This is a genomic window from Novosphingobium panipatense (genome assembly GCF_900182875.1).
Classification (GTDB): domain Bacteria; phylum Pseudomonadota; class Alphaproteobacteria; order Sphingomonadales; family Sphingomonadaceae; genus Novosphingobium; species Novosphingobium panipatense.
In genome coordinates this window covers 228260-240874 of record NZ_FXUI01000005.1, presented here as the reverse complement: position 1 = coordinate 240874, position 12615 = coordinate 228260, and the positions used below count along the sequence as shown (strand labels likewise).

Here is a 12615-nt window from a genome sequence, read left to right as displayed (position 1 = left end):
ATGCGCAAACGCATCGAGGCTTCTCCCCTTGGTGAGGCGGGGTGGCGGGTCCGTGTGCTCGCGCCCCTCGCCGCCCGACCTGACGCGGCCCCACGTGACGCCAGCGACCGGCTCATCGCCGGAGCGAAGCGCGGGACGCCGGGTGCCGGCAGCCAGAAAGGCGTGACATGAACCTCGCAAAGGCGCTTGCCAGTGTCGGTGGGCTGACGCTCGCCAGCCGTATCCTCGGTCTCGTGCGCGACAGCCTGTTCGCCCGCTTCGTCGGCGCGGGCTTCGCGTCCGACGCGTTCCTGATCGCCTTCCGGCTGCCCAACATGTTCCGCGCGCTGTTCGCGGAAGGTGCCTTCGCATCGGCCTTCATTCCGATGTTCAACAAGAAGGTGGCCGACCCGGACGGTCCTGGCCTCCCCGCCGGGATCACCTTCGCCGAGCAGGCCCTTTCGGTTCTCCTGCCTGTCCTCATCATCATGACGGTCCTGCTGGAGATCTTCGCCTGGCCGTTGACCCTGCTGCTTTCCGGCAGCTTCAACGGCGTTTCCACCGAGCAGTTCGCCTACGCGGTGACGCTCAGCCGCTTCACCATCCCATACCTGGCCCTCATCAGCCTGGTGTCCTTGCTGGGCGGCATCCTCAATTCGCTCAACAAGTTCTGGGTGAATGCCGCCGCGCCGATCCTGCTGAACCTGACGCTGATCGTCGCGCTGCTGGGCTTCCACTCGGACGATCCGCTGATGACGGCGCGCAACCAGGCCATCGGCGTTTCCGTTTCCGGCGCCCTGCAGCTCGCCTGGCTCATCGCCGCCTGCCGTACGAACGGTGTTTCGATGCGGCTGCGCATGCCGGTTTGGAACGCCGACGTTAAGCGGTTGCTCAAGCTCATCCTGCCCGCCGCCGCCGGCGCGGGTGCCGTGCAGATCAACCTCGTCATCTCGACCGCTCTGGCCGCGTCGCTCCTGGCGCATGGCTCCGTCACGTACATCTACATGGCGGACCGGCTGAACCAGCTGCCGCTTGGCCTCATCGGCATCGGTCTGGGCACCGTCCTGCTGCCCACGATCTCGCGCCAGCTCGGCGGCGGCGAGGAAGCGGCCGCGATGGATACCCAGAACCGCGGGCTCGAGCTGGCGCTCCTGCTGACGCTTCCGGCAGCTGTCGCTCTCATCGTCTGCGGCGAGCCGATCGCGGCCGCGCTGTTCGGCTACGGCAAGTTCGACGCCAACGACGTGGCGCGCACGGCAGAGGCGCTCGCGGCGTTTTCGATCGGCCTGCCCAGCTACATCCTCGTCAAAGTGCTGACACCCGGCTACTACGCCCGGCAGGACACGAAAACGCCAGTGCGCTATGCCATGATTTCCATGGGGGCGAACCTTGTGGGCAACCTCATCCTCATCGTGCCGCTGCAGCACATGGGCCCGCCGCTGGCAACGGCGCTCGCCTCCACGCTCAATGTGGCGATGCTCTACGGCACGCTGGTCAAGCGAGGGCACTTCCGCATGGACGCGCGCCTCAAGCGAAGAGCGCCCCGGCTCGCGCTGGCCGCTGTCGCCATGGGGCTCGCTCTTTGGTTCGGACAGGGTCTGATACTGCCCTACGTGAGCGGCACCTGGCTGGTGCGAGGGCTGGCATTGACCGCGCTCGTCTCGGCAGGTGGCCTCGTCTATGCGGCGGCCACGTTCGTATCCGGAGCATTCACCCGCGCGGACCTTGCGCTGCTGCGTCGGCGGCGCTCGAGCGGCCCTTCAGCCTAAGGCTTCCATCCGCGATCGACTGTGCTATGAGCCCACGCCATGCAGACTCGTTCGCCCCTGAACACGCGCATCGCCCGCCAGGCCTGGCGATGGCGCGCGCCCGTGACCCGCTGAACGCACCTTTGCATCGCGCCCCACGGCGCCTTTCTCAAAACCCCTGACAACTGACTAAGGACGCGACCATGCGTATCGTCTCCGGCATCCAGCCCACCGGCAACCTGCACCTCGGCAACTACCTGGGCGCGATCCGCAACTGGGTGAAGATGCAGGACGAGGTCACCGCAAGCGGCGGGCAGTGCCTCTACTTCCTTGCCGATCTTCACGCGATCTCGATGCCGCACACGCCCGCGGAGCTCGCGGCCAACACCCGCGAGATGGTGGCGGCGCTGGTCGCCTGCGGCATCGACCCGGATCGTTCGATCCTGTTCAACCAGGCGCAGGTTCCGCAGCATGCCGAGCTGCAGTGGCTGCTGAACGGCACCGCGCGCATGGGCTGGCTGAACCGCATGACCCAGTGGAAGGACAAGGCCGGCAAGAACCGCGAAGGCGCCAGCGTTGCCCTCTTTACCTACCCCGTGCTTCAGGCTGCCGACGTCCTCCTTTACCAGGCCACGCACGTCCCGGTGGGCGAGGATCAGAAGCAGCACCTGGAGCTTGCCCGCGACATCGCGCAGAAGTTCAACAACGACTTCTGCCCCGAGGAAGCGCCGCTGTTCACGCTGCCCGATGCGTTCATTCCGCCCGAAGCGGCCCGCATCATGTCCCTGCGCGACGGCTCCTCGAAGATGAGCAAGTCCGACCCCTCCGACATGAGCCGCATCAACATGACGGACAGCGCCGACACCATCATGCAGAAGGTCAAGAAGGCCAAGACCGATCCCGAGCCGCTGCCAGCTGAGGCCGCCGGCCTGGAAGGACGCGCCGAGGCCCGGAACCTCGTCGCGATCTACGCGGTCATGGCCGGCACCACCGTCGACGCGGTGCTGGCGGAGTTTGGGGGCGAAGGCTTCGGCAAGTTCAAGCCGGCACTGGGCGAATTGCTGGTTGAGACGCTTGCGCCCATCAACGCTCGCTTCCTGCAACTGCGGGAAGACAAGGCCGGGCTCGATGCGATCCTGCGCAAGGGTGCCGAAAAGGCGCGCGCGCTGGCGGTGCCGACGCTTGACAAGACCTACGAGGCGCTGGGCCTCGTTCGCGGCTGATCACAGGCGGCGCGGGTGCGGCCGGCACCCGCGTCAGCCGGCGAGCAATTTCTCCCGGCGCCGCATCCACGGCTCGGCCAGGGCGGCAACGGAGCCAAGCGCCTCGAGCCCGGGCCGGTCATGCCTGTGCTCCCCGGCGATCAGCAGCCCGAACACGCGCAGCACGCTCCATTCCGGGTACGGCCGCTCGACGAGCACGAGATGGTCGCCTGCTCCGACAGAGCCCTCTTCCAGAACGCGATAGTACCAGCCAGCGCGGCGCGATCGCACGACGCCCGCATTCACCCGCGCGCCATCAAAGCGATGGTCGAGCTTCCAGCAGGGCTGGCGACCCTGGCTCACCTCCACCAGTGCGGTGCCGAGCCGCCAGCGATCGCCGATGCAGACTTCCCCTTCGGTGAGGCCGCGCGTGGCGATATTCTCTCCGAAGGCCCCAAAGTTTGCCAGCAGCGGATGCTGTCCGATCGTCTCGGCCCAAAAGCCGTAATGATCGTGCGGGTAGTGATGAATCGCCTTGTCCGGTCCGCCGTGAACGGCGCTATCGGCCTGCTCGTCGCCTTCCAGCCCAAGCCGGCCCACCGCGACGTGCCCGACGGCGGGAGACTTGGCTATCGCGCTGGGCTGCCCGTCGCCGCGAAACGGGGCAACCTTTCCGCAAAGCACGGATAAAATTGGGAACGGACTCGTCATCGGGCAGCTTCCTACCTACATGACCTGCAGGCGATCAACCCGTGTTGCCCGCCCGGGCGGTGGATGTTCACGAGGACGCGGCAGAACGGTCCGTCGCGCGCTTGCGTCTGTTCAACCGCTGTTCAGGGCTGTTGATAGACGAAAAGATGGTTTCAAAAACGAAGGCCGCGCCAGAGTGGGGCGTCAGCGCTCTTCGCCTTGGTGGAGCAAAAATGATGACGTATCATTCCGGATCGCAGCTCGGCAGGCTGAGGATGGCCGCCGCCGCGCTGCTGCTGGTGGCGCTTGCCGCTTGCGCAACGCCCTTCAAGGCCGACGTTTCCCGTTTCACGACGCAGCTTCCGGCGCCGACCGGCCAGAGCTTCGCAGTCGTCGCCGACGATCCCAAGCTGTCGGGTGGACTGGAGTTCAACCAGTACGCTTCGCTGGTGCGCGATCGCATGGTGAAGCTCGGCTACACCGCCGTCGACGATCCTGCCCAGGCGACGCTCATCGTCCGCTTCGACTACGGCGTTGACAACGGTCGCGAGCGGGTGCGTAGCACCAACATCGGCCCGGCCGGACCGTGGGGCCCGTGGGGTTACGGCGGCTTCTACGGACGCAGCTGGGGTGGCTGGGGTGGCAGCTGGGGTGGCCCCTGGCGCTACGGCTGGTATGACCCGTTCTTCGACAACAGCATCCAGTCCTACACGATCTACACCAGCGGCATCGGCCTGAAGATCGATCGCGCGGTCGACGGCCAGCGGCTGTTCGAGGGCAAGGCAGAAGCCGTGTCCACATCCAATCGCCTGCAGTATCTCGTTCCCAATCTCATCGAGGCGATGTTCACGAACTTCCCTGGGAACTCCGGGGAGACCGTGCGCATTACAGTCGCGCCCGAGAATAAGTGACGCTTGTATTCTGACAGGCTCCCCCCTGCAAAGAGTGGGAGACACCGAGGGGCGGGTCCGCTGAAACAGTGCGGGCCCGTCCTTTCTGTGTTGCCGGATCGCTTCCAGGCAGCCACGGTGGACTGACGATGCACAATTTCATGGCCATCCTCTCGCAGCTTTTCTGGGGCGTCACGATCGGCGCTCTCAGCGCTGCTTTCGAAACGCTGGCGAAGGGCGCGATGATGCTGTGCGGCCTGGGCGGCGCGGGCTGGTACGGCCTGCGCTGGCGCAGGAACCGCCGCATGCGGATCCGTTCGCAGGACGCCGACAGGCATTCCTGACCCGCCACGCCGGCTCAGTTGCCGAGCGCGGCCACGCCCCCCGTGGAGCCGAAGCCGCCTTCGCCGCGCATGGTGGCGTCAAGCTCGTCGACCTCCACCCACGACGCCCGCGTCACGGGCGCGAGCACGAGTTGGGCAACCCGGTCGCCGCGACGGATGTCGAAAGCTTCCGCTCCATGGTTGATCAGGATGACCTTCAACTCGCCGCGGTAATCGGAATCGATCGTGCCCGGCGTATTGGGAACGGTGATGCCGTGCTTCAGCGCGAGCCCGGAGCGCGGACGCACCTGCACCTCGTAACCATGCGGGATCGCGAAGGACAGGCCGGTGGCAACGGCATGACGCCCGCCGGGGGGAAGGGTGACGTCTTCCGCCGAGACCACATCCATACCGGCGGCGCCTTCGGTGGCGTAGGCAGGCAGTTCAAGGCCTTTGCCATGGGGCAAGACCTTGACGAGGACGGGAACTTCAACGGGGGAATGCATCGGCGATCCTTTCGATGAGGACGCGTGCCACGTCCTCCTTGGGCATTTCTGGCAATGAGATCACGTCATCGCCCGTCACGATGTGGATGGTGTTGGAGTCCCCGCCCATCACATCGCCACTGACATCGTTGGCCACGATCCAGTCCGCCCCCTTGCGCACGCGCTTGTCGCGCGCGTAGCGGATCACGTCCTGCGTTTCAGCGGCGAAGCCAACCACGAGCCGCGGTCGCCTCAGCCCCTTGGCAAGCCCTGCAAGGATGTCCGGGTTCTCCGTCAGCTCGAGCGGCGGAACGCCCTGCCCGGTCTTCTTGAGTTTCTGGTCGGCTGATCGGGCAACGCGCCAGTCGGCCACCGCCGCGACCATGATCGCAGCATCGGCAGGCAAGGCGGCATCGACGGCCGCCGCCATCTCCAGCGCGCTTTCCACGTCCACCCGGTCGACCCCTGCGGGCGTCGGCAGGTTGACGGGGCCGGACACCAGAGTCACCCGCGCGCCGGCCTCCGCCGCTGCAGCAGCGATGGCAAAGCCCTGTTTGCCGGATGAACGGTTCGCGATGTAGCGCACCGGATCGATCGGTTCGTGGGTAGGCCCGGCGGTAATGAGGACATGCCTGCCGGAGAGGGGCAGCGGCTTCCCTGCCGGGACCCGGGGCGCCGTCGGGACCGGCGTGAGCCCTCTCCCGCCGTGGCCCAGGTGGCGGGCCATGCGATGCCAGATCTCCACCGGTTCAGGCAGCCGGCCCGGACCATATTCCCCGCAGGCCATCGTGCCTTCGTCCGGTTCCATGACATCCATGCCCGAATCCCGCAGCGTCTGCACGTTGCGCATGGTGGCCGCGTGCTGCCACATGCGCACGTTCATCGCCGGCACCGCCATGACAGGCTTGTCGGTGGCGAGCAGGAGCGTGGTCGCAAGATCGTCGGCCATGCCTGCCGCCATCCGGGCGAGAAGGTCGGCGGTAGCGGGGCAGACGACAACGAGGTCGGCCTCCCGACTGAGCTGGATATGCCCCATCTCCGCCTCGTTCTTGAGATCCCACAGCGTGGTGTGGACAGGATTTTCGGAGAGGGCCGCGAGCGTCATGGGTGTGACGAACTTCGCCCCCCCCTCCGTCAGCACGCAGGTGACCGAGCCGCCTTCCTTACGGATGGTGCGCACGAGTTCGCAAGCCTTGTACGCGGCGATTCCGCCGCCCACGATCAGCAGGATCCGAGGTCCGTTCATAGCTGCGGCTTTTGCAACAGCGTGCGGTGTGGCGCAATCAGTTTGGCGCTGGCTTCATGCGCGCCCTCAGGGCCAGCTGCCGCAAGGCCCGCGGCGCGAAGACGAGGCCGACGAACAGGGTTGGCGCGATCATGGCGCCCCAGTAGAAGTTGTCCCACCGCCCCGCGATCATGAAGGCGAGCCCGTAACCGGCGCCAAGCAGAAAGCCGACCAGACCGGAAGGGCTGCGCCACCCCAGCCATCCGAACGTCATCAGTACCACCGCCGGTCCGGCGAGAAACGGCGGGAGCCAGCGCAGGTTGCTGGATTGCACCACGTTGACCAGCCAGCCCGCCATGCCCCGCATCACCAGCCAAGGCGGCCCGTGCGCGTCGCTGGGCACGACCTCCCGCGCGATGATCGTCAGGTGCCAGGCCAGGCCGGCGAGGAACACCAGCGTCAGGAGGATCCAGGCAGCCGCTTCGTACCAGCTGCGCCGCCATACGGCGAACGCCGCCATCAGCAGCACGTAAGGCAGCGCCAGCTCGCGTATGGCGAGCGCCAGCGCCGCCGCCACGAATGCTCCTCTCCACGCTCCTTCCCGGCCGCCCCCTTCGGGACGATGCAAAGCAAAGGAGAGGGCGATGAGCCCACCGGCCCACAGTTCATGCAAGGGAAAGTAGTGACGGTTGAGCCCCAAAGATGCGGCCACGAAAACGAGCGCCGTGCCCAGGCGCTGCACGCGCCCCCGGTCCTCGGGCTCTTCGCCGAGCCGTCGCCACCAGGCGGCGACGATCGCCAGCATGAGCGCGATCGCCGCCGCCATCTGCCCCCCTCGCCCAGCGCGGCGTTGATGTAGGCCAGGGTCGGCAGGCGCACCGCCAGGCCGGGATTCACGGGGTAATGGCGGCTTCGCTGCTCGGGTACGATGAAGTCGTAGTAGTGTTCGCCCTTGCGGATGCGTTCCGTCGCCACCTCGTAGAGGGCGATGTCTTCATCGTAGGGCTTGGTAGCGTCGGAAAGGGAGGCGCCTGCGCGGTCCACCGGACCCTCGACCGCGCCTTCCCAGGGTGAGCGGGTGCCGGGCTTCATGGTCGGCGCGATCAGAGAGGCCAGCAGCACCAGAAGCAGCGCAGCCAGCGCCAGCCGGGCTGCCGAAGGCGAGAGCCGCTCGAGCCGGCCCTTGCCGATCATCACCCCAGCATCGTCAGATACGTCAGTCCCCAAGCCGCAGCACCTCCAAGTGTCGCCGCCAGAGCATAGCCGCCCCATCGGTCACTTTCGCGTGTACGACGCTCCCAGATGATTTCGATTTCGGGAAGGGGGGCCTGTTCCGGTGCTCCGCCCTTGGCGGGGAAACGCTCCTCGATGCGCCGCACCAGCGACGGGAGGCGCAGCAGAGTGTCCAGATCCTCACGCACCCGGTCGACGATCACGGCCTCGGGGCCGAGCTCGTCACGGATCCAGTCGCGCACGAAGGGGCTTGCAACGTCCCACATGTTGATGTCGGGATCGAGCGCGGTGGCGAGGCCCTCCACCATGACCATCGTCTTCTGCAGCAGCAGCAGGTGCGGCTGCACGGCCATGTCGAAGTCACGGGTGATGGCGAACAACCCGTCAAGCATCTGCCCGACCGAAAGCTCCGAAACCGGCTTGCCGCGCATCGGCTCTCCGACGGCGCGCAGCGCGGTCGCGAACTCCTCGACCGTGTGATAGCTGGGGACGTATTGAGCTTCGAAATGGATTTCAGCGACGCGCCGGTAATTGCCGGTCGTCAGACCATAGAGAATCTCGGCGAGCCACAACCGCGCCTGCCGATTGATCCGGCCCATGATGCCGAAATCGATGGCGACGATCGTGGGATGCTCCGGCCCGCCCTGCACAAACAGGTTGCCCTGGTGCATGTCGGCATGGAAAAATCCGCAGGAGATGGCCTGGGTGAGGAATGTAATCACCAGCCGGCGGGCAAGCGCGGGCAGGTCGTAGCCGGCCTCGACCAACCCGGCGATGTTGCTCATCTTGATGCCGTCGATCCACTCGACCGTCATCACCGAGCCGTTGGTGCGATCCCAATCGATGTCCGGCACGCGGTAATCGTCGATCCCGCGCATCGCGGCGGCCAGCTCGGACGCCGATGCGGCTTCGCGTCGCAGATCGAATTCGCGCGAGGTCCAGCGCTTGAGATTGTCGATCACCGCGCGCGGCCGCAACCGTGCCGCCTCGCCGCCAAGCGCCTCCAGATGTGCGGCGGCCCACTCGTACGTCTCCACGTCGCGCGCGAACTGCTCACGAATGCCCGGGCGCAGGACCTTCACTGCAACCGCTCGGCCGTCCGGTGTGACGGCACGATGCACCTGCGCGATCGAGGCGGCCCCGACCGGCGCCTCCTCGATCGTGGTGAACAGCGTCTCGAGCGAACGCCCGAAGGTGCTTTCGACCTGGTTGCGGATCAGCGCGAAGTCGACCGGCGGCAAGCTGTCCTGCAACGCCAGCAGATTGCGCGCCGGCCCTTCTCCCACCAGATCCGGACGAGTTGCCAGCGCCTGGCCGAGCTTGATCGCGGCAGGCCCTATGTCCTGGAAGGCGCCTGCATAATCCGGGTCTACAGGCTGGCGGGCACCAAGGCGGGCGACGCGGCACAGGCGCTTCACGGGCGCAGGCGCGTTACGGTCGTTCTCGATTCCGCGCAGGGCGCCGTGCCGCGCGAGGACGCGGCCCCACTTCAGGAGGCGCCAGATATGCTTTGCGGTGCTTGTCACCGGGTGATCAGACCTTCCAGCCCGAATGAATGGCGACGAGGCCGCCAAGGATTGGCTCGACCTTGGTGTGCTTGAACCCTGCCGCGCGGATCATGCCTTCGAACTCGGGCATGGGCGGGAAGCGGCGGATCGATTCGATGAGATACCGGTAGGATTCGGCGTCGCCCGCGATCATCGAGCCGATCTTGGGGACCAGCCTGTGCGAATAGGCGTCGTAGACTTCCTTGAAGCCCGGCCATTCCGTCGTCGAGAATTCGAGGCAGAAGAAGCGGCCGCCATACTTGAGGACACGGTGAGCCTCGGCCAGGGCCTTGTCGATGTGCGTGACATTGCGGATGCCGAACGCGATCGTGTAGGCATCGAAGAAGCGGTCAGGGAACGTCAGTTCCTCGGCGTTCTGGCGCGACCACACCAGCGTGTCGATGCCCCGTTCCATGGCTCGCTCGATGCCGACGTCGAGCATGTCCTGGTTGATGTCCGAGACAGTGACGGTCGCCCCCGCCGCTTCCATGCGGAAGGCGATGTCGCCGGTACCACCTGCCATGTCGAGGATCTGCTCGCCCTCGCGCGGTTTCACGCGGCGCACGAACTTGTCCTTCCAGAGACGGTGCATGCCTGCGGACATGGCATCGTTCATGATGTCGTACTTGCGCGCGACGGACGAGAAGACCGCGCCGACGCGGCCTTCCTTGTCCTCGGGGGCCACGTCTTCGTAGCCGAAGGAAACGGTTTCGCTCATCTTGCAGTCCTCTAGCCGTACGGCAGCCCGGGCGCCACCGGTTTTACCTGTGAAGTACACCCGCAGATCGCGCGCCGCCGCGCACCTCTGCCGCAGGCGAGGGGCAGCCGTCTACGAGCCTGCCGACAGAAACGCCCAGGCCAGTCCCGCGAGCAGGACGCCCTGCAGGAGGGCGATGGCGTGAAGCTGCGCGACGAAGGGTTGCTTGCGCGTTTTGTGGCGAAAGAGCCGGCGGGCGGCGTAAGCGCCTGGGCTTCCTCCAAGCACGGCAAGCGCGAGCAGCGTGGATTCCGAAATCCGCCGCCGCCCTCCCTTCGCGAAGGTCTTGTCGAGACCAAAGGCCGTGAACGCCGCAAGGTTGAGCGCCGCCACGGCCATGGCCGCAGCGTGAAGGCTGGATAACATCGCGGCTCAGAGGCGAGCGAAGATGGACAGCGCAAGGTTGATCCACAAGGCCAGCGTGAAAAGCACGCCCAGCACGAAGGCGCCGCCGCGGTGCGCCGGGTTGTTGTAGGTCATGTGAATGACGCTCTGCAGGACCCGCGTGGCCACGTAGCCCCACGCGAAGATCAGCGTCCAACGTCCTACCACGGCCATCGAAAACGCGGTGAGGCAGGCTGCGTAGAACAGCGTCGGCAGCTCAAACAGGTTGTCGTAGTGACGCACGGCCGCGCGGACCCGCTCCGGCTCCGGGTCGCCGATGTGCGCCCTGTAGTACCTCGGGTCCATCGTCTTCACCGCCCCGGCGCGGGCGCCGGCCATGCGGATGAACGCGACGAAAGTCAGCGCGACGACGGCGAGCATCGGCAGGAAGATCAGTGTGGGATTGTGCGACATTGGCGGCTCTCCTTGGTGACGGGCGCGCGGACGATGCCCGCACGGCGTATCCGCCGCAAGCGGCACCGCGCGCGGTATCGAAGCGAGGGCGCGTCAGTTCGCCGGAGCGTTAGGTTCGCGATGCAGCTTCTGCTTGGGCGTGCGGCTCGCGTAGTGATCGGCGCCATCCTTGCTGAAGGCGTAGATCTGCGTGAACGGCACGCGGTACTCTGCCGTCCCGTCAGAGACGATGACGTCGTTCCCCGCAACGCGCTCCACGTTGCCGATCGCGATGCCTTCATCATCCATGATAGGCAGCCCGTAGACGAGTTCCGCGCGCGTCACGTTGCGGACGGTCACGACGTTTTCATCAAGCAGCGCGCGTTCGCCCGCCTTGGTGTCAGCGCGGACGGGCTGCTGGGCGAGCGCCGGAGCCGCCATGCCAATGGCGGCGGCTGTCAGCAGGATCAGCGTAGTGTGCATGGCCTGTTCTCCAGGGTGTCTCCTGGGGAAATGCTCATGCGCAGCCCCGGTTTCCACAACCTGCCCGGCGCGGTCCGGAAAAAGGGGCTCAATCGGCACCGCCACTTCACGAAGGAAGCTGCGGCGCCGGGACAAAATGCTTACTCTGCGGCCACTTCGCCGAAGAGGCCGGGCTCGCTGCCGTCGTCCAGCAGATCCTCGTCGTTCGCCTTGGCCTTGCGACGCGAGTCAAAGTTCGCCCAGACCGTGTTCCAGTCGCCGCGAGTGGCGCCCTTCGAGTATTCCGTCGCGCGGGTTTCGAAGAAATTGGCATGCTCGACACCGTTCAGCAGCGGCTGCAGCCACGGCAGCGGATGCTCGTCGATCAGGTAGATCGGCTTGAGGCCAAGCTGCCCGAGGCGCCAATCGGCGATGTAGCGGATGTACTTCTTGATGTCCTTGGGGGTCATGCCCGGCACCGGACCCAGCTCGAACGCCAGGTCGATGAAGTTGTCCTCCAGACGGATGGTCGTCTGGCACTGGTCGGCGATGTCGTCCTTCACCGCCTTGGTCAGGCAGCCACGCTCCTGCACGAAGGTATGGAACAGCTTGATGATGCCTTCGCAGTGCAGCGATTCGTCGCGCACCGACCACGAGACGATCTGGCCCATGCCCTTCATCTTGTTGAAGCGCGGGAAGTTCATCAGCATCGCGAAGCTGGCGAAGAGCTGCACGCCCTCGGTGAAGCCGCCGAACATGGCGAGCGTGCGCGCGATGTCCTCGTCGTTGTCGACCCCGAACTTCTGCAGGTAGTCGTGCTTGTCCTTCAGTTCCGAGTACTCGAGGAACGCGCCATATTCGCTCTCGGGCATGCCGATGGTGTCAAGCAGGTGGGAATAGGCCGCGATGTGCACCGTCTCCATGTTGGAGAAGGCGGTAAGCATCATCTTGATCTCGGTCGGCTTGAATACCCGCGCGTACTTCTCGTGATAGCAGTCCTGCACCTCGACGTCGGCCTGCGTGAAGAAGCGAAAGATCTGCGTGAGCAGGTTGCGTTCATGCTCCGAAATGTTCTGCACCCAGTCGCGGCAGTCTTCGCCGAGCGGCACTTCCTCGGGCAGCCAGTGGACCTGCTGCTGGATCTTCCAGTAGTCGTAAGCCCAGGGATATTCGAAGGGCTTGTAGGTCTTGCGGGCTTCGAGAAGAGGCATGGCGCAGCTCCGGTGGATCGGCTGAATCTGATTCGCCAGCGCGCTCTCGCGCTCAGGCGGAGACTGCAGAGATAGTGAAGATCGCG

General features: G+C 65.9%; 15 protein-coding genes. 5 read left to right on the top strand and 10 right to left on the bottom strand.

Annotated elements, in window-relative coordinates; all coding sequences use genetic code 11:
- The 3 genes from QOL62_RS10640 to trpS all read left to right on the top strand — a co-directional run bounded on the left by QOL62_RS10640 (position 1) and on the right by trpS (position 2950).
- Positions 1 to 171: a hypothetical protein gene (locus QOL62_RS10640; protein WP_283406208.1), complete on the top strand. Its 171-nt coding sequence runs from the start codon at positions 1 to 3 to the stop codon at positions 169 to 171.
- A complete protein-coding gene (murJ, locus tag QOL62_RS10635) occupies positions 168 to 1748 on the top strand; it encodes a murein biosynthesis integral membrane protein MurJ (protein ID WP_283406207.1) in 1581 nt (526 codons plus the stop codon). The genes QOL62_RS10640 and murJ overlap by 4 nt, the downstream gene beginning before the upstream one ends.
- Before the next feature lie 182 nt (positions 1749 to 1930).
- Positions 1931 to 2950, top strand: a complete 1020-nt coding sequence (trpS, locus tag QOL62_RS10630) for a tryptophan--tRNA ligase (RefSeq protein ID WP_283406206.1) — start codon at positions 1931 to 1933, stop codon at positions 2948 to 2950.
- A 33-nt stretch (positions 2951 to 2983) separates the two neighbouring features.
- On the opposite strand, the gene QOL62_RS10625 is transcribed toward trpS, so the two are convergent.
- Positions 2984 to 3640: an MOSC domain-containing protein gene (locus tag QOL62_RS10625; RefSeq protein WP_283406205.1), complete on the bottom strand. Its 657-nt coding sequence runs from the start codon at positions 3638 to 3640 to the stop codon at positions 2984 to 2986.
- Positions 3641 to 3855: 215 nt separating this feature from the next.
- Between QOL62_RS10625 and QOL62_RS10620 the strand changes: the two genes are divergently transcribed.
- Both QOL62_RS10620 and QOL62_RS10615 read left to right on the top strand, forming a co-directional pair.
- Positions 3856 to 4530, top strand: a complete 675-nt coding sequence (locus tag QOL62_RS10620) for a DUF4136 domain-containing protein (RefSeq protein ID WP_283406204.1) — start codon at positions 3856 to 3858, stop codon at positions 4528 to 4530.
- Positions 4531 to 4658: 128 nt separating this feature from the next.
- A complete protein-coding gene (locus QOL62_RS10615) occupies positions 4659 to 4853 on the top strand; it encodes a hypothetical protein (RefSeq protein WP_103728144.1) in 195 nt (64 codons plus the stop codon).
- Between the two features lie 14 nt (positions 4854 to 4867).
- On the opposite strand, the gene dut is transcribed toward QOL62_RS10615, so the two are convergent.
- From dut to QOL62_RS10570, 9 genes are all read right to left on the bottom strand, one after another.
- Positions 4868 to 5338: a dUTP diphosphatase gene (gene dut / locus QOL62_RS10610; protein ID WP_283406203.1), complete on the bottom strand. Its 471-nt coding sequence runs from the start codon at positions 5336 to 5338 to the stop codon at positions 4868 to 4870.
- Positions 5322 to 6563, bottom strand: coding sequence for a bifunctional phosphopantothenoylcysteine decarboxylase/phosphopantothenate--cysteine ligase CoaBC (coaBC, locus tag QOL62_RS10605; protein WP_283406202.1), 1242 nt, complete (start codon positions 6561 to 6563; stop codon positions 5322 to 5324). Before coaBC ends, dut begins: the two co-directional genes overlap by 17 nt.
- 37 nt (positions 6564 to 6600) lie before the next feature.
- Complete coding sequence (locus QOL62_RS10600; protein ID WP_283406201.1) at positions 6601 to 7368, bottom strand: hypothetical protein; 768 nt, start codon at positions 7366 to 7368, stop codon at positions 6601 to 6603.
- A gap of 367 nt (positions 7369 to 7735) precedes the next feature.
- Positions 7736 to 9301 carry a 2-polyprenylphenol 6-hydroxylase gene (ubiB, locus tag QOL62_RS10595; protein WP_283406200.1) on the bottom strand — a complete coding sequence of 522 codons (1566 nt, stop codon included), beginning with the start codon at positions 9299 to 9301 and terminating at the stop codon, positions 7736 to 7738.
- 7 nt (positions 9302 to 9308) lie between these two features.
- A complete protein-coding gene (locus tag QOL62_RS10590) occupies positions 9309 to 10040 on the bottom strand; it encodes a class I SAM-dependent methyltransferase (RefSeq protein ID WP_103728122.1) in 732 nt (243 codons plus the stop codon).
- A gap of 111 nt (positions 10041 to 10151) precedes the next feature.
- Complete coding sequence (locus QOL62_RS10585; RefSeq protein WP_283406199.1) at positions 10152 to 10445, bottom strand: DUF1294 domain-containing protein; 294 nt, start codon at positions 10443 to 10445, stop codon at positions 10152 to 10154.
- Between the two features lie 6 nt (positions 10446 to 10451).
- On the bottom strand, positions 10452 to 10877 hold the full coding sequence (locus tag QOL62_RS10580; protein WP_103728120.1) for an MAPEG family protein: 426 nt from the start codon (positions 10875 to 10877) through the stop codon (positions 10452 to 10454).
- A gap of 93 nt (positions 10878 to 10970) precedes the next feature.
- Complete coding sequence (locus QOL62_RS10575; RefSeq protein ID WP_283406198.1) at positions 10971 to 11339, bottom strand: hypothetical protein; 369 nt, start codon at positions 11337 to 11339, stop codon at positions 10971 to 10973.
- Positions 11340 to 11479: 140 nt separating this feature from the next.
- Positions 11480 to 12529 (bottom strand): ribonucleotide-diphosphate reductase subunit beta, encoded by a 1050-nt coding sequence (locus tag QOL62_RS10570; RefSeq protein WP_103728118.1) that lies wholly within the window; start codon positions 12527 to 12529, stop codon positions 11480 to 11482.
- Between the last annotated feature and the right edge of the window lie 86 nt (positions 12530 to 12615).

Excerpts from the sequence above, each read along its gene's own strand:
- QOL62_RS10620 (WP_283406204.1), top strand. The coding sequence starts at position 3,856 with ATGACGTATCATTCCGGATCGCAGCTCGGCAGGCTGAGGATGGCCGCC.
- QOL62_RS10590 (WP_103728122.1), bottom strand. The coding sequence starts at position 10,040 with ATGAGCGAAACCGTTTCCTTCGGCTACGAAGACGTGGCCCCCGAGGAC.
- trpS (WP_283406206.1), top strand. The coding sequence starts at position 1,931 with ATGCGTATCGTCTCCGGCATCCAGCCCACCGGCAACCTGCACCTCGGC.
- QOL62_RS10575 (WP_283406198.1), bottom strand. The coding sequence starts at position 11,339 with ATGCACACTACGCTGATCCTGCTGACAGCCGCCGCCATTGGCATGGCG.
- QOL62_RS10600 (WP_283406201.1), bottom strand. The coding sequence starts at position 7,368 with ATGGCGGCGGCGATCGCGCTCATGCTGGCGATCGTCGCCGCCTGGTGG.
- QOL62_RS10570 (WP_103728118.1), bottom strand. The coding sequence starts at position 12,529 with ATGCCTCTTCTCGAAGCCCGCAAGACCTACAAGCCCTTCGAATATCCC.
- QOL62_RS10585 (WP_283406199.1), bottom strand. The coding sequence starts at position 10,445 with ATGTTATCCAGCCTTCACGCTGCGGCCATGGCCGTGGCGGCGCTCAAC.
- coaBC (WP_283406202.1), bottom strand. The coding sequence starts at position 6,563 with ATGAACGGACCTCGGATCCTGCTGATCGTGGGCGGCGGAATCGCCGCG.
- murJ (WP_283406207.1), top strand. The coding sequence starts at position 168 with ATGAACCTCGCAAAGGCGCTTGCCAGTGTCGGTGGGCTGACGCTCGCC.
- QOL62_RS10640 (WP_283406208.1), top strand. The coding sequence starts at position 1 with ATGCGCAAACGCATCGAGGCTTCTCCCCTTGGTGAGGCGGGGTGGCGG.
- QOL62_RS10580 (WP_103728120.1), bottom strand. The coding sequence starts at position 10,877 with ATGTCGCACAATCCCACACTGATCTTCCTGCCGATGCTCGCCGTCGTC.
- QOL62_RS10625 (WP_283406205.1), bottom strand. The coding sequence starts at position 3,640 with ATGACGAGTCCGTTCCCAATTTTATCCGTGCTTTGCGGAAAGGTTGCC.
- QOL62_RS10615 (WP_103728144.1), top strand. The coding sequence starts at position 4,659 with ATGCACAATTTCATGGCCATCCTCTCGCAGCTTTTCTGGGGCGTCACG.
- dut (WP_283406203.1), bottom strand. The coding sequence starts at position 5,338 with ATGCATTCCCCCGTTGAAGTTCCCGTCCTCGTCAAGGTCTTGCCCCAT.